We start from the raw sequence: 26,990 nt of genomic DNA, 5'->3' as shown, positions 1-26,990 counted from the left end.
CGACCACACGATGGTGGAGACTGCGTGTGGCGTCCGTCACGCTTGGGTAAGCAATGGAGGTTGTGGAACTTGTGGTCACGCTCGCGCTGGTGGCCGGCGACGCTGGCCGGCCAGTTCCTGGTGCTCCAGCTGACCGTGCTGCTGGCCGTGGTCGCGGTCGCCAGCGTGGTGTCGGTGCAGCAGAGCGACGCGGACTTCCGTGACACCCGGGGCGCGCTCCTGCGCGACGCCGCCGAGTCGCTGGCCAACACCGCAGCGATCCGCGACGCGTTCGTCGAGGACCGGATCGAGAGCAACCGCGGGACGCTGACGTCCTACACCCAGCGGACCCGCGGCAACTACCAGGCCGGTGGCGTCTACCTCACGGACGCCGACGGCGTGGTCCTCGTCAGCAGCGACATCGCGGGGCGGGGCGAGAAGATCGACCTCGACGGGAGCACGGTCCAGCGGCTGCGGGCCTGGACCGGTGACGTCGACGACTTCGGCGACCGCGCGATCGCCGCGCAGGTGCCGATCATCGACGACGGGGGCGAGCTCGTCGGCATCTCGATGGTCGCCCAGACCTACCCGTCGTGGGCCGAGCGCGCCCGCGGCGTCCTGCCCGACCTCATCACCTTCGCCGGCCTCGGGCTCGGGCTCGGGGTGGCGGGCTCGCTGCTGCTCTCGCGGCTGATCCGGCGGCGTACGCGGGGTCTCGAGCCGGCCGCGATCGCCGCGCTGGCCGACCAGCGCGAGGCCCTGCTGCACTCGATCCGCGAGGGTGTCTTCGCCGTGGCGGACGACGGCACGGTCACGGTGATGAGCGACAGCGCCCGCGAGCTGATCGGTCTCGACGGCGACGTCGAGTCGCGCCGGGTCGACGACCTCGACCTCGACCCGGCCGTGCGCGACCTGCTCGCCGACGACACCGCGATCCGCGACCACGTCGTCGTGCTGGGGGAGCGGGTGCTGGTCGTCAACCGGAACCCCGTCGTCGAGCGCGGGCGGCGGGTCGCGTCGGTCACCACCCTGCGCGACCGCACCGAGCTCCTGGCGCTGCAGAGCGAGCTCAGCGCCCGCGAGTCGATCACCAACACGCTGCGCGCGCAGACCCACGAGTTCCACAACCAGCTGCACACGATCTCCGGCCTGGTGCAGCTCGGGGAGTACGACGAGGTGTCCCGGCTGGTCGGCACGCTGAGCCGCCGCCGCGCCGAGATCTCCGACGCCGTCACGTCCCGCGTCGAGGACCCGGCCGTGGCGGCGCTGCTCATCGCCAAGACCAGCCTGGCCGCCGAGCGCCGGGTCGACCTCGAGGTGACCAGCGGCAGCGAGCTGCCCCGCCTCGACCCCGAGACGTCGACCGACGTCGGCACGGTGCTGGGCAACCTGGTCGACAACGCGGTCGACGCGTCGGTCTCGGTCGGGGGCACGAGCGTCGAGGTCGAGCTGCACCTCGACGCCGGCACGGTGTGCCTGGCCGTCTCCGACACCGGGCCCGGGGTGCCGCCCGACCGGGTGGGCGAGATCTTCCGCCGCGGCTGGAGCACCAAGGCGGCCACCGACGAGGGACGGGGCGTCGGACTGGCGCTGGTCCAGGTCGTCTGCGAGCGTCGGGGTGGCGCGATCACCGTCCGTCCGCGCCCGGACGGCACGGGCGCCGTCTTCGAGGCGCGACTCCCGGGAGCGGAGGTCGGATGAGCGGCGAGCCGGGCGAGGTGACGGTCCTCGTGGTGGACGACGACTTCATGGTGGCCCGCATCCACACGCAGTTCGTCGAGCGCACCGACGGCTTCCGGGTCGTCGGCGTCGCCAGCAGCGGCCAGGCGGCCCTCGACGACGTCGCGCGGCTGCGCCCGGACCTCGTGCTGCTCGACGTGCACCTGCCGGACATGACCGGCATCGACGTGCTCCGCCGGCTGCGGGCCGGAGGCGACGACGTCGGCGTGCTGGTGGTCACCGCCGCCCGCGAGGCCGACACCGTGCGCGCCGCGGCGTCCGGGGGAGCGGTGCACTACCTCGTCAAGCCCTTCGACTACGAGGACCTGCGGGTCCGGCTCGAGTCCTTCAGGTCCGCGCACCTGGCGCTCTCGGGGTCGGGCGCACCGGGCCAGCAGGACATCGACGCCGTGTTCGGCGCCGCCACCGTCCCGCCCGCCGCCGTCAGCCTCCCCAAGGGCCTCAGTCCCGAGACCGCCGACGCCGTGCTCGCCGCGCTGCGCCAGGCCGGCGAGCTGTCCGCCGCCGAGTGCGCCGATGTCGTCGGGATCTCGCGGGTCTCCGCGCGGCGCTACCTCGAGCACTTCGTCGCGCGCGGCCAGGTGTCCGTGCGGCTGCAGTACGGCGGCGCCGGCCGGCCGGAGCGCCGCTACCGCAGCGGCGGCTGAGGCCCGTCGGTCCGGCGGACGGCCGTGTCCGATTTCCGCTGGTCCGGTCACCGGTCACGGTCCAGACTGGTGCCATGACGCCGACCGGACACCTCGACACGGAGGCCTGCTACCGCGCGGTGCAGAGCCGTGACCGTCGCTTCGACGGCGTCTTCTACACCGCCGTGCGCACCACCGGCATCTACTGCCGGCCCTCGTGCCCGGCACGGACCCCGGCCGCCGGCAACGTCACCTTCCACCCCACATCCGCCAGCGCCCACGCCGCGGGCTACCGCGCCTGCAAGCGCTGCCTGCCCGACGCGACGCCCGGCAGCCCCGAGTGGGACGTCGCGGCGGACGTCGCCGGCCGGGCGATGCGTCTGATCGCCGACGGGCTCGTGGACCGCGAGGGCGTGGACGGCCTGGCCCGCCGCGTCGGCTACACCCCGCGCCACCTCGGCCGCCTGCTCACCCAGCAGCTCGGCGCGTCGGCGCTGTCGCTCGCGCGGGCCCGCCGCGCGCAGAGCGCACGGGTGCTCATCGAGACGACCGACCTGCCGCTCACCGACGTGGCCTTCGCGGCTGGCTTCGCCAGCGTGCGCCAGTTCAACGAGACGCTCCGCGAGATCTACGCCGCGTCGCCGACCGAGCTGCGCGGCCGGCGCTGCGCGGCGGCCGGCCACGGCACCGTCACCATGCGCCTCGCGGTCCGTACGCCGTTCGCCGGTCGGCGGCTGCTCGACTTCCTCGCCTACCACCTGGTGCCGGGCGTCGAGACCGCCGGTCCCGGCTGGTACGCCCGCACGCTCGACCTGCCGCACGGTCCCGGGACGGTCCGCCTCGAGCTCGCCGACCTCCCCGCCGACGGTCGCACCGGGCACGTCGTCGCCGACTTCCGGCTGGAGGACCTGCGCGACACCGCCGCCGCCAGCGAGCGCGTACGCCGGCTCCTCGACGCCGACTGCGACCCGCGCGCGGTCGACGAGCACCTCGGCGCCGACCCTGCGCTGGGCGACCTCGTCCGGGCGACGCCCGGGCTGCGGGTGCCCGGCCAGGTCGACGGCGACGAGACCGCGGTGCGCACCGTCATCGGCCAGCAGGTCAGCGTCACCGGTGCCCGCACCGTCGCCGGCCGCCTGGTCGCCGCGCACGGCCGGCCGGTGGAGACGCACGTGCCCGGCCTCACCCACCTCTTCCCGGACGCCGCCACGCTGGCGGCGGTCGACCCCGAGACCCTGCCGATGCCGCGCGCGCGTGGTCGCGCCCTCGTCGGCCTGGCGACGGCGCTCGCCGACGGCACGGTCGCGCTCGACCGCAGCCCCGACCGCGACGACGTACGCCGGGCGCTGGTCGCCCTGCCCGGCATCGGACCCTGGACCGCCGACTACGTCGCCATGCGCGCGCTGGGGCACCCCGACGTCTTCCTGCCCACCGACCTCGCCGTGCGCAGGCTGCTCGCCGACCTGGGCGGCTCGGCCGACCCGGAGCGGTGGCGGCCGTGGCGCTCGTACGCCCTGATGCACCTCTGGAACACCCTGATGCCCGACACCCCCGCTCCGAAGGAGAACTGACATGTGGACCGTGATGCCCTCGCCCATCGGCGACCTGCGCATCGTGGAGCGGGACGGAGCGATCGTCGCGATCGAGTTCTCCCCGTTCCGGCGACCCGCCGACGGCCGCCCGCTCGGCCCGCGCGCCGACGACGAGCCGGTGCTCGTGGAGACGGTGCGCCAGCTGACGGCGTACTTCGACCGCACCCTCACCGACTTCGACCTGCCGCTCGCGCCGGTCGGCACCGAGTTCCAACGGCGGGTGTGGACCCAGCTGGAGAAGATCGGCTACGGCCGGACCGCGTCCTACGGCGAGGTCGCCGGCCTGCTCGGGATGACCAACGCCGCCTCCCGCGCGGTCGGCCTGGCCAACGGCCGCAACCCCATCCCGATCGTCGTGCCGTGCCACCGCGTCATCGGCGCCAACGGCACGCTCACCGGCTACGCCGGCGGACTGGAGCGCAAGCAGCAGCTGCTCGAGCTGGAGCAGGACGCGTTGTTCTGAGCCCGGGTCGCATCACGCGCGGCGCCCGGCCGTCCCGAGCGAGCGACCGATCACCGCGCCGATCACCGCCCCGATCACTGCGGGCACGGCGACGAGGCCGAACGAGAAGGTGACGATCCCGGCGTCCATGGCGAGCAGCTCGCCGTAGGACGCGTCGCCGCTCCGGTCCAGCAGCGGCGGCACCAGCCACCAGCCCAGGGCGAGGCCCGCCGCGACGGCGAGCCACCACGCGACGGCGACGAGCGCCCCGCGACGCCGGGCGTCGACCAGCCCGCCGGCGAACCCGACCAGCACGAGCGCCCCGAAGGCGATCAGGCCGGCGCCGATGTCGGCGTCACCGGACTCGGACATGGCCGGCACCACGAGGACGGTGTAGAGGGTCAGGCCGATCGCGAGGACGGCGAGGCGGACGAGGACGGCGACGACGTGGCTCATGCCGCCATGCTCCTGCGGCCGCTCGGCACCCACACCCGCCCGCGGGCTCAGGTCGCGGACCACTGGGGGTCGCGGCCGGAGCGGGCCAGGACCTGCTCGAAGGCGGACGCACCGGGCGCGGCGGGCACCGACGGACCGAACAGGCCGGGCGTCCCGCCCTCGGCGAACCCGCCGACGAAGGCCATGCACGCCTCTGCGGTGGCGTCGTCGCAGTCGTAGGTCTGTCCGGTGGCGCGGGCCAGGTCCCACCCGTGCAGCACCACCTCGTCGAGCGCCACCAGTCCGGCCACCTGGCCCGGCAGGTCGACGCCACCGGCTCGGGTCATCCCCTCCCAGGCCCGCGGGTCGCGCCAGGATGCGACGAGCGCCGGCACGTGCCGGCCCAGCGACTCGCGCCACCCCGGCTCCGGGTCGGGCCAGCCGGCATCGTCGGGGTCGGTGTCGGTCCAGGGGCCGAAGTCCTTGTCGGCAGCGGCGCGGAAGGCGCCGGTCAGCCCGACGAGGTGCTGCACGAGCTGGCCGACGCTCCGGCCCTCGCACGGCGTCGGTGCCCCGAGCTGGTCGTCGGTGACGTTGGCGGCGACGGCGAGCAGGCGCTCGCCGGCGGGCCCGAGGTCCACGAGGTCTGCCATGGCGCCCACCCTGCCACGGATGCACTACACGTGAGCGGGCACTTCGTGCCCGTCCGGCACGGCGAGCGGGCACTTCGTGCCGGTCAGCCGGCCGGGACGGGCACGAAGTGCCCGGTGGGGGGTCAGGACGGGCACGACGTGCCCGCTCGGCTACTCGGAGGCAGCGCGGCGCAGCGACTCCGAGAGCCGGTCGGCGGCGGCGAGGACCGCGGGCGCGTGCATCCGCCCGGGCTGGCGGGAGAGGCGCTCGAGGGGGCCGGAGACCGACACGGCGGCGATGACCTTGCCGCCGGGGGAGCGGACGGGGGCCGAGACCGAGGCCACGCCCTGCTCACGCTCGCCGACGGACTGCGACCAGCCGCGGCGGCGGATGCCGGACAGGGCGGTGGCGGAGAAGGCAGCGTTCTGCAGGCCGCGGTGCATCCGCTCCGGGTCCTCCCACGCGAGCAGGATCTGCGCGGCGGAGCCGGCGTTCATCGTCAGCTGCGAGCCGACGGGGATCGTGTCGCGCAGGCCGGAGGGGCGCTCGGCCGCCGCGACGCACACCCGGTGCTCGCCCTGTCGGCGCCACAGCTGGGCGGACTCGCCGGTGATGTCGCGGAGCCGGGCCAGGACGGGGCCCGCGGCCGCGAGGAGCCGGTCCTCGCCGGCGGCGGCGGACAGCTCGGCCAGGCGAGGTCCGAGCACGAAGCGGCCCTGCATGTCGCGGGCGACCAGGCGGTGGTGCTCGAGGGCGACGGCGAGGCGGTGGGCGGTGGGTCGAGCCAGTCCGGTGCCGGCCACGAGCCCGGCCAGGGTGGCCGGTCCGGCCTCGAGGGCGGCGAGCACGAGAGCGGCCTTGTCGAGCACTCCGACGCCAGATCCGTTGTCCATATTGCGATATTCTCATCTCAGCCAGTGGGATGCAAGCCGTATGGTCGGTGCATCGCCTGATCCGAAGGAGAACACGTCGTGGGCAAGACCCTGTCCGAGAAAGTGTGGGACGAGCACGTCGTCCGCAGTGCCCCCGGAGAGCCCGACCTGCTCTACATCGACCTCCACCTGCTGCACGAGGTCACCTCGCCGCAGGCCTTCGACGGCCTCCGGCTCGCCAACCGTACGGTCCGGCGGCCCGACCTGACGCTGGCGACCGAGGACCACAACGTCCCCACGCTCGACTGGGACAAGCCGATCGCCGACCCGGTGAGCCGCACCCAGGTCGAGACCCTGCGCAAGAACGCCGCCGACTTCGGCGTGCGCCTGCACCCCCTCGGCGACGTCGAGCAGGGGATCGTGCACGTGGTCGGCCCCCAGCTCGGCCTGACCCAGCCCGGCATGACCATCGTGTGCGGCGACTCGCACACCTCGACGCACGGCGCGTTCGGCGCGATCGCGTTCGGCATCGGCACCTCCGAGGTCGAGCACGTCCTCGCCACCCAGACACTCATGCAGGCCAAGCCGAGGACGATGGCCGTCACCGTCAACGGCAGCCTGCCCGAGGGTGTCACCGCCAAGGACCTCGTGCTCACCCTCATCACGCACACCGGCACCGGTGGTGGCCAGGGCTACATCGTGGAGTACCGCGGGCAGGCGATCGAGGAGCTCTCCATGGAGGGCCGGATGACCGTGTGCAACATGTCGATCGAGTGGGGCGCGAAGGCCGGGCTGATCGCCCCCGACCAGACGACGTTCGACTACATCGAGGGCAAGCCGGAGGCGCCGACGGGCGCCGACTGGGACGCCGCCGTCGCGCACTGGAGGACGCTGCGCACCGACGACGACGCCGTCTTCGACAAGGTGATCGAGCTCGACGCGTCGACCATGACGCCGTTCGTCACCTGGGGCACCAACCCCGGGCAGGGCGCGCCGCTCGGCGCGACCGTGCCCGGCCCGGACGACTTCGACGAGCCGAGCGACAAGGTCGCGACCGAGAAGGCCCTGCAGTACATGGGTCTCGAGGCCGGTACGCCGCTGCGCGAGGTCAAGGTCGACACCGTCTTCGTCGGCTCGTGCACCAACGGCCGGATCGAGGACCTGCGCCTCGCGGCGTCGATCCTCGAGGGCCGCACGGTCGCCGCCGACACCCGCCTGCTCGTCGTGCCCGGCTCCGTGCGCGTACGTCTCCAGGCCGAGGCCGAGGGCCTCGACAAGGTCTTCGTCGCCGCGGGTGCGGAGTGGCGCGGTGCCGGCTGCTCGATGTGCCTGGGCATGAACCCCGACCAGCTGGCCCCGGGCGAGCGCAGCGCGTCCACGTCCAACCGCAACTTCGAGGGCCGCCAGGGCAAGGGCGGGCGTACGCACCTGGTCTCGGTGCCCGTCGCCGCGGCCACGGCCGTGCGCGGCACGCTCTCCAGCCCCGCCGACCTGCAGGAGGTCTGACCCATGGACAGGTTCACCACCCACACCGGCGTCGGCGTTCCGCTCAAGCGCAGCAACGTCGACACCGACCAGATCATCCCGGCGGTCTACCTCAAGCGCGTGACGCGCACCGGCTTCGAGGACGGGCTCTTCGCGGCCTGGCGCAACGATCCTGACTTCGTGCTCAACGACCCGACGTACGCCGCCGGCTCGGTGCTCGTCGCGGGCCCGGACTTCGGCACCGGCAGCTCGCGCGAGCACGCGGTGTGGGCGTTGCAGAACTACGGTTTCCGGGTCGTCATCTCCTCACGGTTCGCCGACATCTTCCGCGGCAACTCCGGCAAGGCCGGGCTGCTCGCCGCGCAGGTGGACGAGAAGGTCGTGCAGCGCCTGTGGGACTGGCTCGAGGACAACCCGGGCGGCGAGATCACCGTCGACCTCGAGAGCCGCACGGTCCGCGCCGGCGTCGGCGAGGACGCCGTCGAGGACTCCTTCGACATCGACGACTACACCCGGTGGCGCCTCCTCGAGGGCCTCGACGACATCGGCATCACCCTGGGCCACGACGCCGTGATCGCCGCCTTTGAGGGTGAGCGTCCGAGCTGGAAGCCCGCCACCCTCTGAAAAACCCCTGCAAATAAGGGCTTCGGTGATTGTCCTCACCCTTCCATGTGCTTAGCGTGCCTCGCAGAGGGCCGGGCACGAGCTCGGCATCCCGTGGTTCATTGGAAGGGAAGCTAGTGAACAAGACAGAGCTCATCGACGCGCTCGCCGCGCGTTACGAGGGAAACCGCAAGCAGGCGGCACACGCCCTCGAGTCGGTCCTCGACACCATCACCCGTGAGGTCGCGAAGGGCGAGAAGGTCGCCATCACGGGCTTCGGCTCCTTCGAGAAGGCGGTGCGCAACGCGCGCTGGGTGCGCAACCCGCAGACCGGCGAGCGGATGAAGTCGAAGAAGAAGGCCGTGCCGAAGTTCTCCGCCGGCAAGGAGCTCAAGGACGTCATCTCGGGTGCGAAGAAGCTGCCCCGGCTGACCGCCGCCACCATGCCCAAGCCGCCGGGTGTGCGCTACGCGGCCGCCGCCGTGTCGTCCGTGACGGGCAAGAAGGCCGCGGCGACCAAGGCCCCGGCGAAGTCGACCGCGTCCACGAGCACGACGTCGACGACGGCCGCGAAGAAGTCGGCACCGGCCAAGAAGACCACCGCCAAGAAGGCCTCGACGACGTCGAAGACCGCCGCCAGCAAGGCGCCGGCCAAGAAGACCTCGACGACGTCGAAGACCGCCGCCAAGAAGGCGCCGGCCAAGACGTCGGCCGCCAAGACCTCGGCGAGCAAGACGTCCGCGAGCAAGACGTCCGCGAGCAAGTCGACGGCCAGCAAGACGACGGCGGCCAAGAAGGCGCCGGCCAAGAAGACCGCGAAGAAGTCCTGACGCCGCAGCACCGCTGCGCCGCCAGTGCAGGCGGGTCACCCCTCGTGGGTGGCCCGCCTTCCGCTTGCCCGGGACGTGTGCGGGCCCACGCCGGCGACGAGAGCGGCGCCCAGGTCGGCCACGTCGTCGACGTCCGCGCGGACGCTGGTCGCCGCGGACCCCACCTCGACCGCTCCGGACCCCGCGTGGCGCTCCGCCGAGCCGAGCCCGAAGCCGGGCTCGAAGCGGGCGGGGGGCGCGGCGTAGAGCGTCGTACCGACCCCGGCGCGGTCGCGCACGAACACCGCGCGGCCGGCGTCGACGTGCTCCACGACCTCGTCGAGGACGGCGGCGAGCTCCTCGGGGAGCAGGCCCGGCAGGTCGGCCACGAGGGCCACGGGCACGGCATGCGGCCACCGCCGCGCCACCTCGGCGGCTCCCTGGACGAGGGTGGCGTTGAGGTCCTCGCTGGCGCCGTCGGGCATCACCTCGGCGCCGAGGTCGCGCATCGCCGCGGCCAGGCGGAAGTCGTCGGTGACGACGAGCACGGCCTCGACGCCCGGCGTGGCGGCGGCCGCACGGACGGTGTCGAGCGCGAAGGCCTCGGCGAGCTCACGCCGCTGCGGGTCCGGCAGCCCGTGCTGGGCGTCGCCGCCGAGGCGGGACTTGCCGCACGCCGGCGGCTTGACGGGTACGACGACCACGCACCGCGCGGGCGTCGGAGGGGTCGGCGGGTGGTTGGACATCACCCGGATCCTGCCACCCGGGACAGCGCGGCGGTGGGGCGCCCGGGGCCTGGCGACCGAGTAGCCTGCTCGCGACGAGGGAGCGTCAGGGCGGGACCGAGCACGAGCGCCCCGGGACAGCGACGAGGAGGGGACGCGTGCGCGTCAGGAAGCTGGAGCAGGATCGCGGCTGGGCCATGACGGTGGCCGCGAGCATCCTCAAGCCGACGCTGCTCACCGCGACCTCGCGCACCTGGATCGACGGCGAGAAGATCCCCGCCACGGGCGGCTGCATCGTCGCGCTCAACCACATCTCCCACGTCGACCCCCTGCTGTCGGCGCACTTCGTCTACGACCACGGCCGGCTGCCGCGCTACCTCGCGAAGTCCGGGCTGTTCCGCAACAAGCACCTCGGCGGCTTCCTGACCGCGCTGGGCCAGATCCCCGTCGAGCGGCTGAGCCGCAACGCGGTCGGGGCGTACGACGCGGCGGTCGAGGCCATCGGCAACGGCGAGTGCATCATCATCTACCCGGAGGGGACGCTCACCCGCGACCCCGACCTGTGGCCGATGAAGGGCAAGACCGGCGCCGCGCGGATCGCGCTCGCCACGGGGTGCCCGGTGATCCCGGTGGGGCAGTGGGGTGCCCAGGAGGTGCTGCCGCCCTACACCAAGACGCCCCACCTGGTGCCGCGCAAGAACATCGTGATGAAGGCCGGTGACCCGGTGCCGCTGGACGACCTGGTCGCGGCGCGCACCACCCCGGAGACGACGGCGGAGGCCACCGACCGGATCATGTCCGCCATCACCGGGATCGTCGCCGACCTGCGCGGCGAGGTGGCGCCGAGCGAGCGCTTCGACCCGCGCCTCAGCGGCGTACGCGAGACCGGCAACCCCCACGACGACGCCCGCCGGGCCAGTCCCCGCACGAGGAGGAAGCACAGCCGATGACGAAGATCGCAGTGTTCAGCGCCGGATCGTGGGGCACGGCCTTCTCGCTGGTCCTGGCCGACGCCGGCAACGACGTGTCGCTGTGGGGCCGGCGCGAGGAGGTCGTCGAGGCGATCAACGACCGCCGCGAGAACACCGACTACCTCCCGGGGATCGAGCTGCCGCCGTCCATCAGCGCGTCGACCGACGCCGAGCAGGTCGCCGCCGACGCCGACCTCGTCGTGCTCACCGTCCCCTCGCAGACCCTGCGCGAGAACCTCACCGACTGGGCGCCGGTCCTGCCCGCGAAGGCGACCCTCGTGTCGTTGATGAAGGGCGTCGAGCTCGGCTCCCTCATGCGGATGAGCGAGGTGATCCAGGAGGTCACCGACGCACCCGCCGACCGGATCGCCGTCGTCAGCGGGCCCAACCTGGCCCGCGAGATCGCGCGCCGCGAGCCCGCCGCCTCCGTCGTGGCGTGCCTCGACGAGGAGCGCGCCAAGCAGATCCAGGCCATCACCCACGGCCCGTCGTGGCGGCCCTACACGTCCGTCGACGTGCTGGGCTGCGAGATCGGCGGCGCCTACAAGAACGTCGTCGGCCTCGCCGTCGGCATGGCCGTGGGCCTCGGCTTCGGCGACAACACCACCGCCTCGGTGATCACCCGCGGCCTCGCCGAGACCGCGCGGCTCGCCACCGCGCAGGGCGCCAACCCGCTGACCCTCATGGGCCTGGCCGGGTTGGGCGACCTGGTCGCCACCTGCTCCTCCCCGCTGTCGCGCAACCGCACCTTCGGCGAGCGCCTCGGCCAGGGGATGACGACCGAGGAGATCTACGCCTCCACCCGCCAGGTCGCCGAGGGCGCGAAGTCCTGCAAGTCGCTGCTCGCCCTGGCCCGCCAGACCGGCGTCGACGCGCCCATCGCCGAGGCCGTCGACGCGGTGGTCGACGGCAAGATGACGGCGCTCGACATGATGAACTCGTTCATCGCCCGGGACACCAAGGCGGAGATGGGCTGAGGGTTCAGCCCACGCACCCGTCCAGCGCGTCGCGCAGGTCCTCCCAGAGGTCCTCGACGTCCTCGACGCCGACGGAGAGCCGGACGAGCCCCTCGGGGATGGTCGCCGCCTCGGCCTTCCAACGCCGACGGCGCTCGAGGGTCGACTCGACGCCACCGAGCGAGGTGGCGTGGACCCACAGGCGCGTCTTGCGGCTGAGCAGGTCGGCCGCCATCTCACCCTGGGCGAGCACGATGCTCACGATGCCGCCGAACCCCGGGTAGCGGACCTCCGACAGCGCGGGGTGCTCGCCGAGGCGGCGTACGAGCTCCTGGGCGTTGGCCTGGGCCCGCTCGACGCGCAGGTGCAGCGTGCGCAGCCCGCGCAGCGTCAGCCACGCCTCGAACGGGCCCGGGATCGCGCCGACCAGGTCGCGGCGGCCCTTGATCACGCCGTGCAGCTCGTCGTCGCGGGTGACGATCGCGCCCATCTGCACGTCGGAGTGCCCGGCGAGGTACTTCGTGGCGGAGTGCACGACCAGGTCGACGCCGTCCTCCAGCGGACGCTGCAGCAGGGGAGTGGCGAAGGTGTTGTCGACGACGACGTACGCCCCCGCCTCGTGGGCGGCGGCCGTGATGGTCGCGATGTCCGCGACCTCCAGCGCGGGGTTGGTCGGCGACTCGAGCCACACGAGCGCGGCGTCGGCGCACGCCGCGACGACGGCCTCCGTGTCGGTGATGTCGACCAGCTCGGCCTTGAGCCGGCCGCGTGACTCGAGGTCGGCGAGCTGCATCATCGTGCCGGTGTAGGCGTGCCGGGGCACGACCACCGTGCCGTCGGCGCCGACCAGGTCGAGCACCGTCGCCACCGCCGCCAGCCCGGAGGCGAACGTCAGGCAGCGTCCACCCTCCAGCGCCCCCAGGGCGTCCTCGAGGGCGGTCCAGGTCGGGTTGCCGTAGCGGCCGTACTCCACCTCGCCGCCGGCGACGTACGTCGCCGCCATGGTGATCGGCGTGTTGAGCGGGGCGTCCGGCGTCCGCTCGGGACGTCCGGCGGTGACGGCGATCGTGCCGGGCCTGAGGGACGGGCCGGCCGGGTCGGGGGTCGTGTCTGCTGCCATGCGCGCCAGCGTAGGTGGATAGGGTCGAGCCGATGAACGACACCTCGCAGGACAAGACCGCACGCAAGCCGCGCGTCGCCGTCGTCTTCGGCGGGCGCTCCTCCGAGCACGGCATATCGTGCGTGACGGCGGGCAGCGTGCTGGCGGCGATCGACCGCGACGCGTACGACGTCGTGCCGGTCGGCATCGCCACCGACGGCCGGTGGGTCCTCGAGGCCGACGAGCCGTCCCGGCTCGCCATCCGCGGCAACGACCTGCCGTCCGTGGACGCCGACCGCTCGCCCGTCGCGCTGATGGGCGCGACGAGCGGCACCGACCTCGTGGTGACCGAGCCGTCGAGCGTGCCGTCGGTGATCGGCGAGGTCGACGTGGTCTTCCCGCTGCTCCACGGCCCGTGGGGCGAGGACGGCACCCTGCAAGGGATGCTCGAGATGGCGGGCGTGCGCTACGTCGGCTCGGGCGTGCTCGCCTCGGCGGTCGGGATGGACAAGGCCTACATGAAGGTCGTGCTGCAGGCGGCCGGCCTCCCGGTCACGCCGGGCATCGTCGTCACCCGCTCGGAATGGCAGCAGGACCCGCTCGGCTGCCGCGCGCGGGTCGAGGACCTCGGCTTCCCGTCCTTCGCCAAGCCGGCCCGGGCGGGGTCCAGCATGGGCATCAGCAAGGTGCACGACGCCGCGGAGGTCGAGGACGCGCTCGAGGAGGCGTTCCGCCACGACCCCAAGGTCCTCGTCGAGCAGTCGATGGAGGGCGCGCGCGAGGTCGAGTGCGGCGTGCTCGGCACCGTCGAGGGGCCGCCCGAGACGTCGCGTCCGGGCGAGGTGCGCACCGGTGGTGACCACGAGTTCTACGACTTCGAGGCCAAGTACCTCGCCGACCAGCACACCGAGATCGACATCCCCGCCGACCTGCCGGCCGAGACCGAGCAGGCGCTGCGCGCGATGGCGGTGCGTGCCTTCGAGTCGCTGTCGTGCGAGGGCCTGGCGCGGGTCGACTTCTTCGTCATGCCCGACGGCTCGCTCGTCATCAACGAGCTCAACACCATGCCGGGCTTCACGCCCACCTCGATGTACCCGCAGATGTGGGCCGCGTCCGGGCTCGGCTATCCCGAGCTGGTCGACCGGCTGCTCCAGCTCGCGCTGCGCCGCGACACCGGCCTGCGCTGAGCCTGCTCGAGTCCTCTGGGGCTACAGGCAGGGGAGGCCCTCGCGCAGGTGCTCCTCCAGCGCCGGGGCGAGGTCGGCGAGGGCGCGGTCGATGCCCTCGGTGCGGTAGTCGGTGGGCACCCGCAGCTCGACGTAGGGCGTGCGGGTCAGCGCGATCGGCGTCGCGTCCTCCTGCAGGTCGCTGAGCTGGTCGTCGGTGACGTACCAGCCGACGCCCTCGATGACGCTGCACGTCGCGGTGGGCTCGTAGTCCTCCGGCTCCGGGACGCCGCAGGAGAGGACGTACGCCGGGTCGCCCCAGGCGGCTCCGAGCGCGCCGTCCGGCTCGACGTCGCGGCGCTCCTGGCCCGCCAGGGTGTCGGGCAGGTCCGCCACGAGGGCCTCGCAGGCGGCGCGGTCGGCGTCGTCGAGGTCGCGCTCCTCGATCTCCGGCGTGCCCCCGCTGCAGGCGGCGAGGAGGACGCAGGCGGCCGCAGACACGGCGACGCCCCGGCCCGCGGGGCCGAGGCGTCGTCGTGGCTGCACGCGTCGTCGGGTGCTGGTCAGCGGATCAGATGTGGACGACCGGGCAGGTGAGCGTGCGGGTGATGCCGTCGAGGTTCTGCACCTTCGAGACGACGAGCTTGCCCAGCTCGTCGACGTTCTTGGCCTCGGCGCGGACGATCACGTCGTAGGGACCGGTGACGTCCTCCGCGAGGGTGACGCCGTTGATCTGGGCGATCTCGCGGGCAACCTCGGCTGCCTTGCCGACGTCGGTCTGGATCAGGATGTAGGCCTGGACGACCATCGTGGACTCCTCGGTCTCGTTCATCGGGTGTGACCGGCACAACCTACCGCGCGGCGCTGGCCACCCGACAGGGGATGGGTGACTGTGGTCACGGCTCCGGTCTGGTGGGATGAGGTCATGGCTCCCGCATCGGACGCAACCCTCGGCGAGACCGGCGAGTTCGGCCTCATCTCCCAGCTCGTGGACATCTTCGAGGGCGACGAGCACGTGCTCGTCGGACCGGGCGACGACGCCGCCGTCCTGCGCATCAAGCACGGCCACGTGGTCGTCTCCACCGACCTCATGGTCGAGGGGCGCCACTTCCGCCGCGACTGGGCGGACGCCGCCGACGTCGGCCACCGGGCCGCCGCCCAGAACCTGTCCGACATCAACGCGATGGGCGGCACCGGTCGCCACCTCACCATCGGCCTCGCCGCGCCGGCCGACCTCCCGGTGGCGTGGGCCCTCGACTTCGCACGTGGCCTCGCCGAGGAGTGCGCGATCGTCGGTGCCACGGTCGTCGGGGGCGACGTCACGCGCGCCGACGAGCTCGTCATCGCCGTGACGGTGATCGGTCAGTGCACGCAGGCGCCGGTGCTGCGCTCCGGCGCCCGGCCGGGCGACGTGCTCGCGCTGACCGGCCGGCAGGGCTGGGCGGCCGGGGGACTGGCCGTCCTGGGCCGGGGCTTCCGCTCGCCGCGGGTCCTCGTCGAGGCCTACCGCCGTCCGGAGCCGCCGTACGCCGCCGGCCGCGAGGCCGCCGAGGCCGGCGCCACCTCCCTCATCGACGTCTCCGACGGTCTGCTGTCCGAGGCCGGCCACATCGCCGAGGCGAGCGGGGTCGCCGTCGACGTGCGCCGCGGCTCCTTCGACATCCCCGAGCCGCTCCAGGCGGTCGGCGCCGCCCTCGGCGCGGACCCGATGCAGTTCATCCTGACCGGGGGCGACGACCACTCCCTGCTCGCGACCTTCCCCGACACCGCCTCCGTTCCCGCCGGCTGGCAGGTGGTCGGCGAGGTGCTCGAGGGGGAGGGCGTGACGGTCGACGGCGCGGCGTACGACGGGCTAACCGGCTGGACGCACTTCTGAGCCGCCCTCGCACGTGAGTCGCCCAGAGACTCACGACCGACTTCTTGGGCGAGTCTCCAACTTCTCGAGGTGTGTACGCCCCCGGAAGTTCGGGTTTCCCCGCATATGCGGGGAAACCGCAAGCAACCCGCCCCCACCACGACGAAGCCCCCGCCGCAGTGCGACGGGGGCTCGTACGAGGTCTGGGATCAGGTCAGCGGGTGACCTTGCCGGCCTTGAGGCAGCCGGTGCAGACGTTCAGGCGCTTGGGCGTGCCGTTGACGGTCGCCCGGACGCGCTGGATGTTGGGGTTGAAGCGACGCTTCGTGATCTTGCGCGACCAGGGACGGTTGTTTCCGAAGCCCGGCTTCTTGGCGCAGATGTCGCAGACGGCAGCCACCGTGCACTCCGATCCGTTCGAGGGTGATGTTCTGAAGGGCCCGAGCCACCGAGGGCGGCAGCGGGCAACCGGGAAAGAGTAGCCGAGGACCGGCGACGAGATGAAATCGCAGCACGGTCGGAGGCGGGCACTACCCTGTGGCGCGCACCACAACCCGCTGATCATCCCACCAGACCGACCGCCCGTTCGACCCGTCCACGCACACCCGGGAGCACACCGACTCGATGGAGCCAGTCACCCACGGCATCGACCTCGACGCGGTTGCCCGGTTCGTCGACATCGCCACCGATGCGCTCTCCGCGGCCCGCGAGGAGATCGACGCGCTCAACGTCTACCCCGTCCCCGACGGCGACACCGGCACCAACATGTTCCTCACCGTCTCGGCCGCCCGTGACGAGCTGCGCGCCGCCCGCGCCGCCGACCCCGGCCTCGGCATCGAGGAGGGGCTGGCGCTGCTGGCGCGTGCCGCGCTGATGGGTGCCCGCGGCAACTCCGGGGTGATCCTGAGCCAGATGCTGCGCGCCTACGTCACCCACCTGGCCGGCGCGGGCCTCGAGGACCGGCGCGCGCACACGATCGCGGCTGCGATGCAGGCGGCGACCGACGCCAGCTACGCCGCGGTCGGCACCCCCGTCGAGGGCACCATCCTCACGGTGGCGCGCGCCGCCTCCGACGCCGCCCGCGTGGCCGCGCAGCGGCCGGGCGCCCGCGCCCGCGACGTCTTCACCGCCGCGGCCGCCGCGGCGCGCACCGCCCTCGCCCGTACGCCGGAGCAGCTCCCCGTGCTGGCCCGTGCCGGTGTCGTCGACGCGGGCGGTCGCGGCCTCACCGTGGTGCTCGACGCCGTCGAGACCACCGCGACCGGCCGGCGCCCGATGCAGCTCGCCGCGCCCATCGGGACGCACCACATCCCGGTCACCCTCCCCGACGGCTCGTCGGGCGGTGACCCAGCGGAGGACGGCCCGGGCTACGAGGTGATCTACCTCCTCGAGACCGCGCGCGACGCCGAGGAGGAGGCGATCCCCGTGCTCCGCGAGGCGCTGGGGGCGCTGGGGGACAGCCTCGTGGTCGTCGGCGGCGACGGCCTGTGGAACGTCCACGTCCACGTCGACGACGTCGGTGCGGCGATCGAGGCGGGCGTGGTCGCCGGCCGGCCGCACCGGATCCGGGTCACCCACTTCGCGGACCAGGCGGCCGAGGCCCGGCACCGGGCCTCGGGCCGCACCGCCCGCACCGGCCGCAGGGTCGTCGCGGTGGCGGCCGGACCCGGGCTGGCGGAGCTCTTCGAGTCCGCCGGTGCCCTCGTCGTCCCCGGCGGTCCCGGCCGTCGTCCCTCGACCGGCCAGCTGCTCGAGGCCATCACCGGCTGCGGCGCCTCCGAGGTGGTCGTGCTGCCCAATGACGGCGACACCGTCCGCGCCGCCGAGATCGCGGCTCGCACCGCCGAGGCGGAGCACGACGTGTCGGTCGAGGTGATCCCCACCCAGGCCCAGGTGCAGGGCCTCGCGGCGATCTCGGTCCACGAGCCGGGCCGCACGTTCGACGCCGACGTCCGGGAGATGACCGCGACCGCCCGCCACGCCCGCCACGGCGCCGTCACGGTCGCCGCCCGGCAGGCGATCACCATGGCCGGGCCGTGCGAGCCGGGTGACGCCCTCGGTGTCATCGCAGGCGACTTCGCGGTCGTCGGCGCCGACCTCGAGGCCGTCGCCCACGAGGTCCTCGAGCGCCTGCTCGCCGGCGGTGGCGAGCTCGTCACCATCGTCGCGGGGCAGGACGGCAACGACCTCGCCGCACGGGTCTGCGCGCGCGTCGAGGAGCGCCACCCGCACGTCGACGTCGCGGTCCACGAGGGCGGCCAGCCGCGCTACCCGCTGCTCGTCAGCGTCGAGTGACCGGCACCCCTCCGGCAGGATTCCTCCATGGTCGCGATCACGCCTGACAGCCCGATCCAAGCGGTGTTCGGCTCCCACCACAAGAAGCGCAAGCTCGCCGAGGAGGGCCTCGGCCTGGCCACGGTGGGCGACCTGCTGCGCCACTTCCCGCGCCGCTACGTCGCCGCCACCGAGCTCTCCGAGGTCGCCACGCCGGTCGTGGGGGAGCAGCTGACGATCGTCGGCGAGGTGCGGTCCTGCGAGAGCGCCTCGTTCTTCGGCGGCAACCGGCGCCAGTTCCGTACGACGGTGCGGCTGCGCACCGACGGTCCCGACTTCTCCGTCACCCTGTTCAGCCCCTACCAGGGCCTGGCGGACCGCCACGAGGCCGAGTTCCGCCCCGGCAGCAGGGCGGTCTTCACCGGCAAGGCCAAGCAGTTCCGCGGCAGCTGGCAGCTCGACCAGCCCCACGGCTTCGCGCTCGACGGCGCCGAGGCCGCCTCGATGAGCAAGCTGATGCCGGTCTACCCGCTCACCGCCAAGCTCTACTCCTGGGACCTGCAGAAGGTCGTGGCGGCCGCCCTCGACCTCGTCACCGGGGTCCCCGACGTCTTCACCCCCGAGCTCCGCGAGCGCTACGAGCTCCTCGGGGTGATGCAGGCGCTGCGGTGGATCCACGCCCCCGACGAGTGGAGCCAGCTCGGCGCGGCCCAGAAGCGGTTCCGGTTCGAGGAGGCGCTGGTCCTCCAGCTCACCCTCGCCCGGCGGCGCGCCACCCACCGGGCGCAGGGCGCCCGGTCCCGCGCCGGTCGCCCCGACGGGCTCCTGGCGGCGTTCGACGAGCGGCTGCCGTTCGAGCTCACCGGCGGCCAGCGCGAGATCGGTGAGCTGGTCGCCGAGGAGCTCGCCCGTGACCACCCGATGAACCGCCTGCTGCAGGGTGAGGTCGGCTCCGGCAAGACGCTCGTCGCGCTGCGCGCGATGCTGCAGGTCGTGGACTCGGGCGGGCAGGCGGCGCTCCTCGCGCCCACGGAGGTCCTCGCGCAGCAGCACCACCGCTCGATCTCGGCCATGCTCGGCGACCTCGCCCAGGGTGGCATGCTCGGCGGGGCGGCCGAGGCCACCTCGGTCGTCCTTCTCACCGGCTCGATGGGCCGGGCGGCCCGCCAGGAGGCGATGCTGCGGATCGTCACCGGCGAGGCCGGGATCGTGATCGGCACCCACGCGCTGCTCGAGGACCGCGTCGAGTTCGCCGACCTCGGGCTCGTGGTCGTCGACGAGCAGCACCGCTTCGGCGTGGAGCAGCGGGCCGCGCTCACCGACAAGGCCGGCACGCCGCCCCACGTGCTGGTGATGACCGCGACCCCGATCCCGCGCACGGTCGCGATGACGGTCTTCGGCGACCTCGAGACGTCCGTCCTCGCCGAGCTCCCCGCCGGCCGCGCGCCGATCCAGACCAACGTCGTGCCCCTCGCGGACCAGCCGAGCTGGATCGAGCGGGTGTGGCAGCGCGTCCGCGAGGAGGTCGAGAAGGGCCACCAGGTCTACGTCGTGTGCCCGCGGATCTCCGGCGACTCCGGGGAGGAGGGGGAGACCGACCAGGTCGACCTCGACGAGGAGGGCGCCGAGATCGCGCCGCCCAAGCGGTCGCTGGCCGCGGTGGAGGACGTCCACGAGGAGCTGGCGGCCGGACCGCTCCGCGGACTGCGCACCGCCGTCCTGCACGGCCGGCTCGCGCCCGACGACAAGGACCGCACCATGCGCGCCTTCGCGGCCGGCGACGTCGACGTGCTGGTCTCCACGACCGTCATCGAGGTCGGCGTCGACGTGCACAACGCCACCATGATGGTGCTCCTCGACGCCGACCGGTTCGGTGTCTCCCAGCTGCACCAGCTCCGCGGCCGCGTCGGCCGGGGCGGGCTCCCGGGCCTGTGCCTGCTCGTCTCCCACGCCGAGCTGGGGTCGCCGGCGCGCGACCGGCTCGACGCCGTCGCGTCGACCACCGACGGCTTCGAGCTGAGCCGCGTCGACCTCGAGCAGCGCCGCGAGGGCGACGTGCTCGGGGCGAGCCAGTCCGGCTTCCGGTCCGGGCTGGTGACGCTGCGGGTGCTGCGCGACGAGAAGACCATCGTGCGTGCCCGGGAGGCAGCGGAGGCGCTACTCTCCGAAGACCCTGCGCTGGCGCAGGCGCCCGAGCTCGCCGACGCCGTCGCCGAGGTCGAGCGCTCGGCGGCGTCGGGATTCATGGAGAAGGGCTGATCGCGACGACATGACTCGGATCATCGGGGGAACGGCGGGCGGCCGCCGGCTGGAGACGCCGCGCGGCCAGACGACCCGCCCGACGAGCGACCGGGTGCGCGAGGCCCTGTTCTCGGCCGTCGAGTCGCGCACCGGGTCCCTCGACGGGCTGCGCTTCCTCGACCTCTACGCCGGCTCCGGCGCGGTCGGCCTCGAGGCGTGGTCGCGCGGGGCCGGCGTGGTCACCATGGTCGAGCAGGACCGGCGCACGGCAGCGCTGATCAGTCGCAACGCCACGACCCTCGGCTTCGGCCGGGCCCGCGTGGTGGCCGCAGGCGTGTCGACCTTCCTCGCCAGCTCGCCCGCCGCTCCCTACGACGTGGTGTTCTCCGACCCGCCCTACCCGATGCCCGACGGCGACGTCCGCGCCGACCTGGTCGCGCTCGTTGCCCACGGCTGGCTCGTGCCCGGTGCGCTCGTGGTCGTCGAGCGCGCCGCCAAGCGCAGCGCGGTGACCTGGCCGGACGGCATCGAGGGCGACCGTACGAAGCGCTACGGCGAGACCGCGCTTTGGTACGGTCACGCCACCCCGGCACCCTGACGGCCAGCCTCCACCGCACCCGTCCTGGAGCCTCCGCTCGAAGGGAGTCCGCGTGCGTCGCGCCGTCTGCCCCGGGTCCTTCGACCCGGTGACCCACGGCCACCTCGACATCGTCGCCCGGGCCGCCGGGCTGTTCGACGAGGTGGTCGTCGCCATCGGCACCAACATGTCCAAGAACCGGCTCTTCACCCCCGACGAGCGCATCGCCATGCTCGAGGAGGCCACGGCCGGGATGGCCAACGTCCGGGTGGCCGGCTTCGAGGGCCTGATCGTCGACTTCTGCCGCGAGCTCGACGCCGTCGCGATCGTCAAGGGCCTGCGCGGCCCCGGCGACTACGAGTACGAGCTCCCGATGGCCCAGATGAACTCGCACCTGACCGGGGTGGAGACGGTGTTCCTGCCCACCGCCGTGGGCAACGCGTTCGTCTCCTCGAGCCTCGTCAAGGAGGTCGCCGGCCTCGGTGGAGACGTACGCGGGCTGCTGCCCGAGCCGGTCCGCGAGCAGCTCGTACGCCGTCTCGCCGACCGCCGCGGCTGAGGTCCGAGCGGCCCCACCCGCCACTCGTTTTGCCCCGCCGGTGGGGCGACCGATACGATTCCGAGGTTGTGTTGGTGTCCAGATGTGGGAGTTCGTCGTGACCAGCCTGGACCCGAGGGCGCCGCTCGTGCTCGATACTCGCGAGCTCGGCCGCCGCCCGGGGTCCCAGCGGGAGCTCGAGCTGACCGTTCCGGCACCAGCAGAACTTGGCATCGAAGTCCTCGGTGTCCCCGAAGGATCGCCGGTCGAGCTCGACCTGCGGCTGGAGGCGGTCATGGAGGGCGTGCTGCTCACGGGCACGGCCACGGCCACGCTCGAGGGGGAGTGCGTGCGGTGCCTGGAGCCGATCAAGGACGAGATCCACGCTCGGCTGCAGGAGCTGTACGTCTACCCCGACCAGCACGTCAAGGCCACGGAGCACGACGACCGTGACCTCGACGACGAGACCAGCCTGCTCGAGGACGACCTGCTCGACCTCGAGCCCCTGCTGCGGGACGCGGTGGTGCTCGCACTACCGTTCCAGCCGCTGTGCATGGACGATTGCCCCGGGTTGTGCACCGAGTGCGGTGCGCGGCTCGCGGACGACCCCGACCACGCGCACGACGCGCCGATCGACCCGCGATGGGCAGGGCTGCAGGGGCTGCAGCAGGACTCGCACGACCAGGACTGACCACTCACCGGGAATCCCCGGCTGACCAGCAAGCCGAAGCAACAGGAGACACACCATGGCTGTTCCGAAGCGGAAGATGTCGCGCAGCAACACGCGTCACCGCCGTTCGCAGTGGAAGGCCGTCGCGCCGACCCTCGTGACCTGCGCCAACCCCGCCTGCGGCGCCAAGCACCTCCCGCACCGCGCGTGCGGCCAGTGCGGCCAGTACGGCGCCCGGGCCGACCGTCGCCAGGTCCTCTGACCACCGACGAGCTCCGCGCAGCGCTCGGTGATCCGGTCCTGGATCCCGAGCTGCTGCAGCGTGCCCTGACGCACCGCTCGTACGCCTACGAGAACGGGCAGATCCCCACCAACGAGCGCCTGGAGTTCCTCGGCGACTCGGTGCTCGGGGTGGTGGTCACCGAGACGCTCTACACCACCCACCCGGACTTCTCCGAGGGCCGGCTGGCCAAGCTGCGCGCGGCGGTCGTCAACGCGCGCGCCCTGGCCGACGTGGCGCGCGAGATCGACCTCGGCCGGCACATCAAGCTCGGCCGGGGCGAGGAGACGACCGGCGGTCGCGACAAGGCCTCGATCCTGTCCGACACCGTCGAGGCGGTCATCGGCGCGATCCACCTCAGCGGCGGCATGGACGAGGCCGCCAAGGTGGTCCACCGGCTGTTCGACCCGGTGATGGAGGCGGCCGCCTCGATGGGCGCCGGCCTCGACTGGAAGACCTCCCTGCAGGAGCTGTCGGCCGACCTCGGCCTCGGCGTGCCGGAGTACCTCATCGAGGACGACGGCCCCGACCACATGAAGACCTTCGTCGCGCGGGTCCGCGTCGGCGACCTCGTCCTCGGCAACGGCAAGGGCCGCTCCAAGAAGGAGGCCGAGCAGGGCGCCGCCGAGACGGCCTACCGGGAGATCCGGACCGCCCACGCCGCCCACGCCGACGGCACCGCGGTCGAGCCCGAGGCGGCTCCCGTGGGCACCGACGCCTGAGCCGTGCCCGAGCTCCCCGAGGTCGAGGTCGTCCGCGCCGGCCTCGAGCGCCACGTCGTCGGCAGCACCATCGCGGCCGTCGAGGTGCTGCACCCGCGGCCCGTGCGCCGCGACCACCGCGGCTCGACCGGCTTCGTCGCCGCGCTGGTCGGCCAGCGGATCACGGCCGTTCGCCGTCGCGGCAAGTACTTCTGGCTCGCCCTCGCGCCGCAGTCGGGGCAGGAGAGCGGTGACGCCCTGCTCGGTCACCTCGGCATGAGCGGGCAGATGCTGCTGCACGAGCCCGGCGCACCCGACGAGCGGCACCTGCGGGTGCGGTTCCTCCTCACCCCGGCCGAGGGCGCCCCCGAGGCACGGCCCCTCGAGATGCGCTTCGTCGACCAGCGCATGTTCGGCGGCCTCGTCGTCTCCGAGGGCGGCGCGGGGCTGCCGACCGAGATCGTGCACATCGCCCGCGACCCGATCGACCCCGACTTCGACGACGAGGAGTTCGTGCGCCGCGCCCGCCGGCGTACGTCCGCGGTCAAGCGGCTGCTCCTCGACCAGGGCCTCATCTCCGGGGTGGGCAACATCTACGCCGACGAGGCGCTGTGGCGCGCCCGGCTGCACGGCGAGCGCCCCGGCGACCGGCTCACCGGGCCGGTGCTGCGTGAGCTGCTCGGCCACGTCCGCGCCGTCATGGGCGAGGCGCTCGCCCAGGGCGGCACGTCGTTCGACGCGCTCTACGTCAACGTCAACGGCGAGTCGGGCTACTTCGACCGGTCCCTCGACGCCTACGGCCAGGAGGGCCAGCCGTGCCGCAGGTGCGGCACGCCCATCCGCCGCGTCGCCTTCATGAACCGGTCGTCGTTCTTCTGCCCCACCTGCCAGCGCCCGCCGCGGGCCCGTCCCCGCCGCTGAGGCGTTGACCCGCCCGTCGCGCGGTGGGACTCTTGGAGACGGCCGGTCCCCGTGGCCGGCCGCTCGTGTCCGGACCTTGTCCCGAAAGGCTCCCCATGGCCAAGGCGCTGATGGGTCACATCGACAACGACGTGCGGAGCACCGCCGTCCTCGCCGTGCAGAACCGCCGTCTGCGGCGCCGCGTCGCCGACCTCGAGGCCCTCGTCCTGAGGCTCCAGGCCGACAACGACCGGCTCGCGGCGGCCGCGCGCGAGCAGGAGCTCACCGTGGAGGACCTGCAGCCCGCCTGATATCCCGGTGCGTCGGCGCCGGCGCGCCACGTAGGGTCCGGTGCTTGTGAGCGCCCTCGTCGAGACGATCTTCCCGACGCGTCTCGGCAGCGGGTTCCGCTGGCTCGTCGGGTCGTCGTGGGTGACCAACCTGGGCGACGGGATCCTCATCGCGGCGGGCCCGCTGCTCGTGGCCTCCCAGACCCGCAGCCCGGTCCTCGTCTCCGCGGCGATGATCGCGCTGCAGGCCCCGTGGCTGTTCTTCGGCCTCTTCGCCGGCGCGATGGCCGACCGCCTCGACCGGCGCCGCGTCATCATGGCCGCCAACGCCGCGCGGGCGGTGGTCCTCGCCGGGCTGTGCGTCGTCGTGGCGACCGGGCACGTCAACATCGCGATCGTCCTCGGCGCCATGCTGGCGCTCGGAACGGCCGAGGTGTTCGTCGACGCCACCGCCGGCACGCTCACACCGATGCTCGTCGAGAAGCGGGACCTCGGCATCGCGAACTCCCGGCTCATGGCCGGGATGATCACCGGCAACCAGCTCGTCGGCCCCGCCGTCGGCGCCGTGCTCTTCACGGTCGGGATGGTGTGGCCGTTCGCCGTGACGGTGGTGTGCATCGCGGTCGGCGTCGTTCTCGTGTCCCGGATCGGCACGCCACCCGGCCCCGTTCGCGCCGACGTCGACACCCACGTCCGCCAGGACATCGCCGACGGGGTGCGGTGGCTGATGGGCAACCCGCCGGTCCGCACGCTCGCCGTCATCATCGTCGTCTTCAACGTCACCTGGGCGGCGCCGTGGTCGGTGCTCGTGCTCTGGGCGCTGGAGCGCGTGGGCATCGACGAGGCCGGGTTCGGGCTGCTCATCACCGCCTCCGCCCTCGGCGGGCTCCTCGCGACGTTCGCCTACGGGCGCCTCGAGAAGCGCGTGCCGCTCGCCACGCTCATGCGGGCGGTGCTGCTCGCCGAGGTGCTCTTCCACCTGGCGATGGCCCTCACGACCTCGCCGTGGGCGGCGTACCCGCTCCTGTTCTTCTTCGGGGCGTACGCGTTCGTGTGGGGCACGCTCTCGCAGTCCGTGCGCCAGCGCGCGGTCCCCAGCGAGCTGCAGGGCCGGGTTGGCTCGGTCTACATGATCTGCGTGATGGGCGGGATGCTCGTCGGCTCGCTCCTCGGCGGGCTCATCGCCGACGTCTGGGGGCTGACCGCGCCGTGGTGGTTCGCCTTCGTCGGCTCGGGGGTCACCCTGGCGCTGGTGTGGCGCTCGCTCGCCCAGATCGCGCACAACGACGAGGTCGTGGCAGCGCGGGCGGCCGAGCCTGCAACCGAGTCGGGACCCGAGTCGGCACCCGAGTCAGCGGCGCCCGGGTCAGCCGCGCCCGGGGCGTAGCCGGCCCAGCCGGCGGCGCACGCCGCCGACGAGGCGTACGGCGGGCCGGGTCCGCTGCGGCTCCACGAGCGCGGCGAGCTCACGGGCACTCGCCCGCGCTCGCCGGCGGTCCCTGCGGGCGCGGTCGCGCTGCTCGCGGGCCCGGTCGCGGGCCGCCGTGGCCGTGGCGAGCCGTGCCTCCGCCCGCGCCAGCCGGCGCTCGAGCACCTGCTGCTGCTCGAGCAGCTCCGCCTCGCGGACCTGGTGCGGCCACGTGCGGTCCTCGTCGGGGAGGTCGGCGCGCAGGCCGCCCAGCGCGGCGACCGCCTCGGCGGCCTGGACGTCCCGGTCGCGGGCGCGGTGGAAGCGGCGCAGGGTCACGTAGAACTCGTGGTGCCCGCGCTGCGTCGCGGTGACGCGCTCCACTCCGAAGTCGACGAGGCCGAGCTCGACGAGGTCGGCGAGGAGGTCGGCGAGCCCGACGGGGCTGGTCGGCCAGACGTGGCAGTCGACATAGAGCCCCTGCTGCTGCTGGGCCACCATCGTCCGGGCGCGATCGAGCGGCGCGGTGCGCTGCTCGGGCGGCCATGCGCCGGCCCAGGCGGCCGCGGTGGGGAACTCGACCGAGGTGCGGGCGTAGTCGTAGACGGCGCGCACCGAGGGGATCCGGTCGCCGTCGTGGTGTGCCTGCAGCACCTGCCCGACCGTCGCCGGCGAGCGCAACGCGTCGAAGCAGAAGCGCCGGTCGGGCACGGCGAGCAGCAGCGACCCGCCGTCGACGAGCACGTCGGCGACGTCCTGGAGCCACCGCACCATGTCGGGGACGTGCTCGATCACGTGGCTGGCCACCACGTGGTGGTAGGGACCGTCTGGCGCGACCGCCTCGGCGAGGGTGCTGACGCTGCCGTCCTCGCGGGTCAGCCAGAAGTCGACCTCCACGATGTCCTCGGTCACCACGGTGGCGTCGGTGCCGTAGTGCTCACGCAGCCCCGCCAGGTCGACCACGTCGACGTAGCGGACGTCGCCCATGTCGCGGGTGAGGATCGGGGTGGCCAAGGGGCCGATCTCGAGGCTGCGGCCCTGCGTGACGTCCGTGCCGTCGAGGATGTGCTGGCGCCGGGTGGCGACGATGGCGGCGGCGGTGTCGTCCATGCCCGGGAGCATA

Annotated in this window: 30 protein-coding genes; 21 read left to right on the top strand and 9 right to left on the bottom strand. The window is 73.5% G+C overall.

All coding sequences use genetic code 11. The annotated features are described in order from the left end of the window. Positions 1–69: 69 nt before the first annotated feature. The 4 genes from HN031_RS00445 to HN031_RS00430 all read left to right on the top strand — a co-directional run bounded on the left by HN031_RS00445 (position 70) and on the right by HN031_RS00430 (position 4,400). Positions 70–1,680 (top strand): ATP-binding protein, encoded by a 1,611-nt coding sequence (locus HN031_RS00445; protein ID WP_172264782.1) that lies wholly within the window; start codon positions 70–72, stop codon positions 1,678–1,680. Then, positions 1,677–2,366: a response regulator gene (locus HN031_RS00440; RefSeq protein ID WP_172264781.1), complete on the top strand. Its 690-nt coding sequence runs from the start codon at positions 1,677–1,679 to the stop codon at positions 2,364–2,366. Before HN031_RS00445 ends, HN031_RS00440 begins: the two co-directional genes overlap by 4 nt. Positions 2,367–2,440: 74 nt before the next feature. Continuing rightward, positions 2,441–3,916 (top strand): DNA-3-methyladenine glycosylase 2, encoded by a 1,476-nt coding sequence (locus HN031_RS00435; RefSeq protein ID WP_172264780.1) that lies wholly within the window; start codon positions 2,441–2,443, stop codon positions 3,914–3,916. A 1-nt stretch (position 3,917) separates the two neighbouring features. After that, a complete protein-coding gene (locus HN031_RS00430) occupies positions 3,918–4,400 on the top strand; it encodes a methylated-DNA--[protein]-cysteine S-methyltransferase (protein ID WP_172264777.1) in 483 nt (160 codons plus the stop codon). Between the two features lie 12 nt (positions 4,401–4,412). Here HN031_RS00430 and HN031_RS00425 read toward each other — a convergent pair whose 3' ends face one another. The 3 genes from HN031_RS00425 to HN031_RS00415 all read right to left on the bottom strand — a co-directional run bounded on the left by HN031_RS00425 (position 4,413) and on the right by HN031_RS00415 (position 6,340). Beyond that, a complete protein-coding gene (locus HN031_RS00425) occupies positions 4,413–4,835 on the bottom strand; it encodes a hypothetical protein (RefSeq protein ID WP_172264774.1) in 423 nt (140 codons plus the stop codon). 47 nt (positions 4,836–4,882) lie between these two features. Continuing rightward, on the bottom strand, positions 4,883–5,467 hold the full coding sequence (locus tag HN031_RS00420) for a TIGR03086 family metal-binding protein (protein ID WP_172264771.1): 585 nt from the start codon (positions 5,465–5,467) through the stop codon (positions 4,883–4,885). 150 nt (positions 5,468–5,617) lie between these two features. After that, a complete protein-coding gene (locus HN031_RS00415; RefSeq protein ID WP_090972091.1) occupies positions 5,618–6,340 on the bottom strand; it encodes an IclR family transcriptional regulator in 723 nt (240 codons plus the stop codon). 78 nt (positions 6,341–6,418) lie between these two features. Between HN031_RS00415 and leuC the strand changes: the two genes are divergently transcribed. From leuC to HN031_RS00400, 3 genes are all read left to right on the top strand, one after another. Continuing rightward, entirely contained in the window at positions 6,419–7,825 is a 1,407-nt protein-coding gene (gene leuC, locus HN031_RS00410) for a 3-isopropylmalate dehydratase large subunit (RefSeq protein WP_172264768.1), read from the top strand. Positions 7,826–7,828: 3 nt separating this feature from the next. After that, the gene (gene leuD / locus HN031_RS00405; RefSeq protein WP_172264765.1) at positions 7,829–8,428 is read left to right on the top strand and encodes a 3-isopropylmalate dehydratase small subunit; all 600 of its coding nucleotides are present in this window, start codon (positions 7,829–7,831) and stop codon (positions 8,426–8,428) included. 116 nt (positions 8,429–8,544) lie between these two features. Continuing rightward, positions 8,545–9,237 carry an HU family DNA-binding protein gene (locus HN031_RS00400; RefSeq protein ID WP_172264762.1) on the top strand — a complete coding sequence of 231 codons (693 nt, stop codon included), beginning with the start codon at positions 8,545–8,547 and terminating at the stop codon, positions 9,235–9,237. 35 nt (positions 9,238–9,272) lie between these two features. Here HN031_RS00400 and cofC read toward each other — a convergent pair whose 3' ends face one another. Beyond that, positions 9,273–9,962: a 2-phospho-L-lactate guanylyltransferase gene (cofC, locus tag HN031_RS00395; RefSeq protein WP_172264759.1), complete on the bottom strand. Its 690-nt coding sequence runs from the start codon at positions 9,960–9,962 to the stop codon at positions 9,273–9,275. A gap of 137 nt (positions 9,963–10,099) precedes the next feature. Here cofC and HN031_RS00390 point away from each other — a divergent pair, with 137 nt between their 5' ends. Together HN031_RS00390 and HN031_RS00385 are read left to right on the top strand one after the other, a co-directional pair. After that, complete coding sequence (locus tag HN031_RS00390; RefSeq protein ID WP_322425584.1) at positions 10,100–10,891, top strand: lysophospholipid acyltransferase family protein; 792 nt, start codon at positions 10,100–10,102, stop codon at positions 10,889–10,891. Next, positions 10,888–11,889, top strand: coding sequence for an NAD(P)H-dependent glycerol-3-phosphate dehydrogenase (locus HN031_RS00385; RefSeq protein ID WP_172264756.1), 1,002 nt, complete (start codon positions 10,888–10,890; stop codon positions 11,887–11,889). The genes HN031_RS00390 and HN031_RS00385 overlap by 4 nt, the downstream gene beginning before the upstream one ends. Positions 11,890–11,893: 4 nt before the next feature. Here HN031_RS00385 and HN031_RS00380 read toward each other — a convergent pair whose 3' ends face one another. Then, complete coding sequence (locus HN031_RS00380) at positions 11,894–12,988, bottom strand: PLP-dependent aspartate aminotransferase family protein (RefSeq protein WP_172264753.1); 1,095 nt, start codon at positions 12,986–12,988, stop codon at positions 11,894–11,896. Positions 12,989–13,020: 32 nt separating this feature from the next. Here HN031_RS00380 and HN031_RS00375 point away from each other — a divergent pair, with 32 nt between their 5' ends. Next, on the top strand, positions 13,021–14,154 hold the full coding sequence (locus tag HN031_RS00375) for a D-alanine--D-alanine ligase family protein (RefSeq protein ID WP_172264750.1): 1,134 nt from the start codon (positions 13,021–13,023) through the stop codon (positions 14,152–14,154). A 21-nt stretch (positions 14,155–14,175) separates the two neighbouring features. Here HN031_RS00375 and HN031_RS00370 read toward each other — a convergent pair whose 3' ends face one another. Continuing rightward, positions 14,176–14,679, bottom strand: a complete 504-nt coding sequence (locus HN031_RS00370) for a DUF3515 domain-containing protein (RefSeq protein WP_216651953.1) — start codon at positions 14,677–14,679, stop codon at positions 14,176–14,178. A gap of 25 nt (positions 14,680–14,704) precedes the next feature. Continuing rightward, positions 14,705–14,941 (bottom strand): Lrp/AsnC family transcriptional regulator, encoded by a 237-nt coding sequence (locus HN031_RS00365; RefSeq protein WP_172265396.1) that lies wholly within the window; start codon positions 14,939–14,941, stop codon positions 14,705–14,707. A gap of 117 nt (positions 14,942–15,058) precedes the next feature. Between HN031_RS00365 and HN031_RS00360 the strand changes: the two genes are divergently transcribed. After that, positions 15,059–16,009, top strand: coding sequence for a thiamine-phosphate kinase (locus HN031_RS00360; protein WP_172264747.1), 951 nt, complete (start codon positions 15,059–15,061; stop codon positions 16,007–16,009). A 193-nt stretch (positions 16,010–16,202) separates the two neighbouring features. Here the strand turns inward: HN031_RS00360 and rpmB are convergent, their stop codons facing one another. Then, positions 16,203–16,388, bottom strand: a complete 186-nt coding sequence (rpmB, locus tag HN031_RS00355) for a 50S ribosomal protein L28 (protein WP_129473193.1) — start codon at positions 16,386–16,388, stop codon at positions 16,203–16,205. 224 nt (positions 16,389–16,612) lie between these two features. Between rpmB and HN031_RS00350 the strand changes: the two genes are divergently transcribed. The 10 genes from HN031_RS00350 to HN031_RS00305 all read left to right on the top strand — a co-directional run bounded on the left by HN031_RS00350 (position 16,613) and on the right by HN031_RS00305 (position 25,846). Then, positions 16,613–18,283, top strand: coding sequence for a DAK2 domain-containing protein (locus tag HN031_RS00350; protein ID WP_172264744.1), 1,671 nt, complete (start codon positions 16,613–16,615; stop codon positions 18,281–18,283). 27 nt (positions 18,284–18,310) lie between these two features. Continuing rightward, entirely contained in the window at positions 18,311–20,521 is a 2,211-nt protein-coding gene (locus HN031_RS00345) for an ATP-dependent DNA helicase RecG (RefSeq protein ID WP_172264741.1), read from the top strand. A 10-nt stretch (positions 20,522–20,531) separates the two neighbouring features. Further along, positions 20,532–21,101 carry a 16S rRNA (guanine(966)-N(2))-methyltransferase RsmD gene (gene rsmD / locus HN031_RS00340; RefSeq protein WP_172264738.1) on the top strand — a complete coding sequence of 190 codons (570 nt, stop codon included), beginning with the start codon at positions 20,532–20,534 and terminating at the stop codon, positions 21,099–21,101. Positions 21,102–21,153: 52 nt separating this feature from the next. Continuing rightward, positions 21,154–21,639 (top strand): pantetheine-phosphate adenylyltransferase, encoded by a 486-nt coding sequence (gene coaD / locus HN031_RS00335; protein WP_172264734.1) that lies wholly within the window; start codon positions 21,154–21,156, stop codon positions 21,637–21,639. Between the two features lie 97 nt (positions 21,640–21,736). Continuing rightward, positions 21,737–22,309: a DUF177 domain-containing protein gene (locus tag HN031_RS00330; protein WP_367650608.1), complete on the top strand. Its 573-nt coding sequence runs from the start codon at positions 21,737–21,739 to the stop codon at positions 22,307–22,309. Between the two features lie 55 nt (positions 22,310–22,364). Continuing rightward, positions 22,365–22,550: a 50S ribosomal protein L32 gene (gene rpmF, locus HN031_RS00325; protein WP_056906555.1), complete on the top strand. Its 186-nt coding sequence runs from the start codon at positions 22,365–22,367 to the stop codon at positions 22,548–22,550. Beyond that, positions 22,547–23,290 carry a ribonuclease III gene (gene rnc / locus HN031_RS00320; protein ID WP_216651983.1) on the top strand — a complete coding sequence of 248 codons (744 nt, stop codon included), beginning with the start codon at positions 22,547–22,549 and terminating at the stop codon, positions 23,288–23,290. The genes rpmF and rnc overlap by 4 nt, the downstream gene beginning before the upstream one ends. 3 nt (positions 23,291–23,293) lie before the next feature. Further along, complete coding sequence (gene mutM, locus HN031_RS00315; protein ID WP_172264725.1) at positions 23,294–24,190, top strand: bifunctional DNA-formamidopyrimidine glycosylase/DNA-(apurinic or apyrimidinic site) lyase; 897 nt, start codon at positions 23,294–23,296, stop codon at positions 24,188–24,190. 95 nt (positions 24,191–24,285) lie between these two features. Next, the gene (locus tag HN031_RS00310) at positions 24,286–24,480 is read left to right on the top strand and encodes a hypothetical protein (RefSeq protein WP_172264722.1); all 195 of its coding nucleotides are present in this window, start codon (positions 24,286–24,288) and stop codon (positions 24,478–24,480) included. A 46-nt stretch (positions 24,481–24,526) separates the two neighbouring features. Beyond that, positions 24,527–25,846: an MFS transporter gene (locus HN031_RS00305; RefSeq protein WP_172264719.1), complete on the top strand. Its 1,320-nt coding sequence runs from the start codon at positions 24,527–24,529 to the stop codon at positions 25,844–25,846. Here HN031_RS00305 and HN031_RS00300 read toward each other — a convergent pair. Next, the gene (locus tag HN031_RS00300; protein WP_172264716.1) at positions 25,826–26,977 is read right to left on the bottom strand and encodes a bifunctional 2-polyprenyl-6-hydroxyphenol methylase/3-demethylubiquinol 3-O-methyltransferase UbiG; all 1,152 of its coding nucleotides are present in this window, start codon (positions 26,975–26,977) and stop codon (positions 25,826–25,828) included. The two genes, HN031_RS00305 and HN031_RS00300, sit on opposite strands and share 21 nt — an antisense overlap. Positions 26,978–26,990 lie beyond the last annotated feature (13 nt).

Origin of the sequence: Nocardioides sp. zg-1308, from assembly GCF_013155375.1 — a bacterium.
GTDB classification, from domain to species: domain Bacteria; phylum Actinomycetota; class Actinomycetes; order Propionibacteriales; family Nocardioidaceae; genus Nocardioides; species Nocardioides renjunii.
This window is presented reverse-complemented; position numbering and strand designations above follow the sequence as displayed.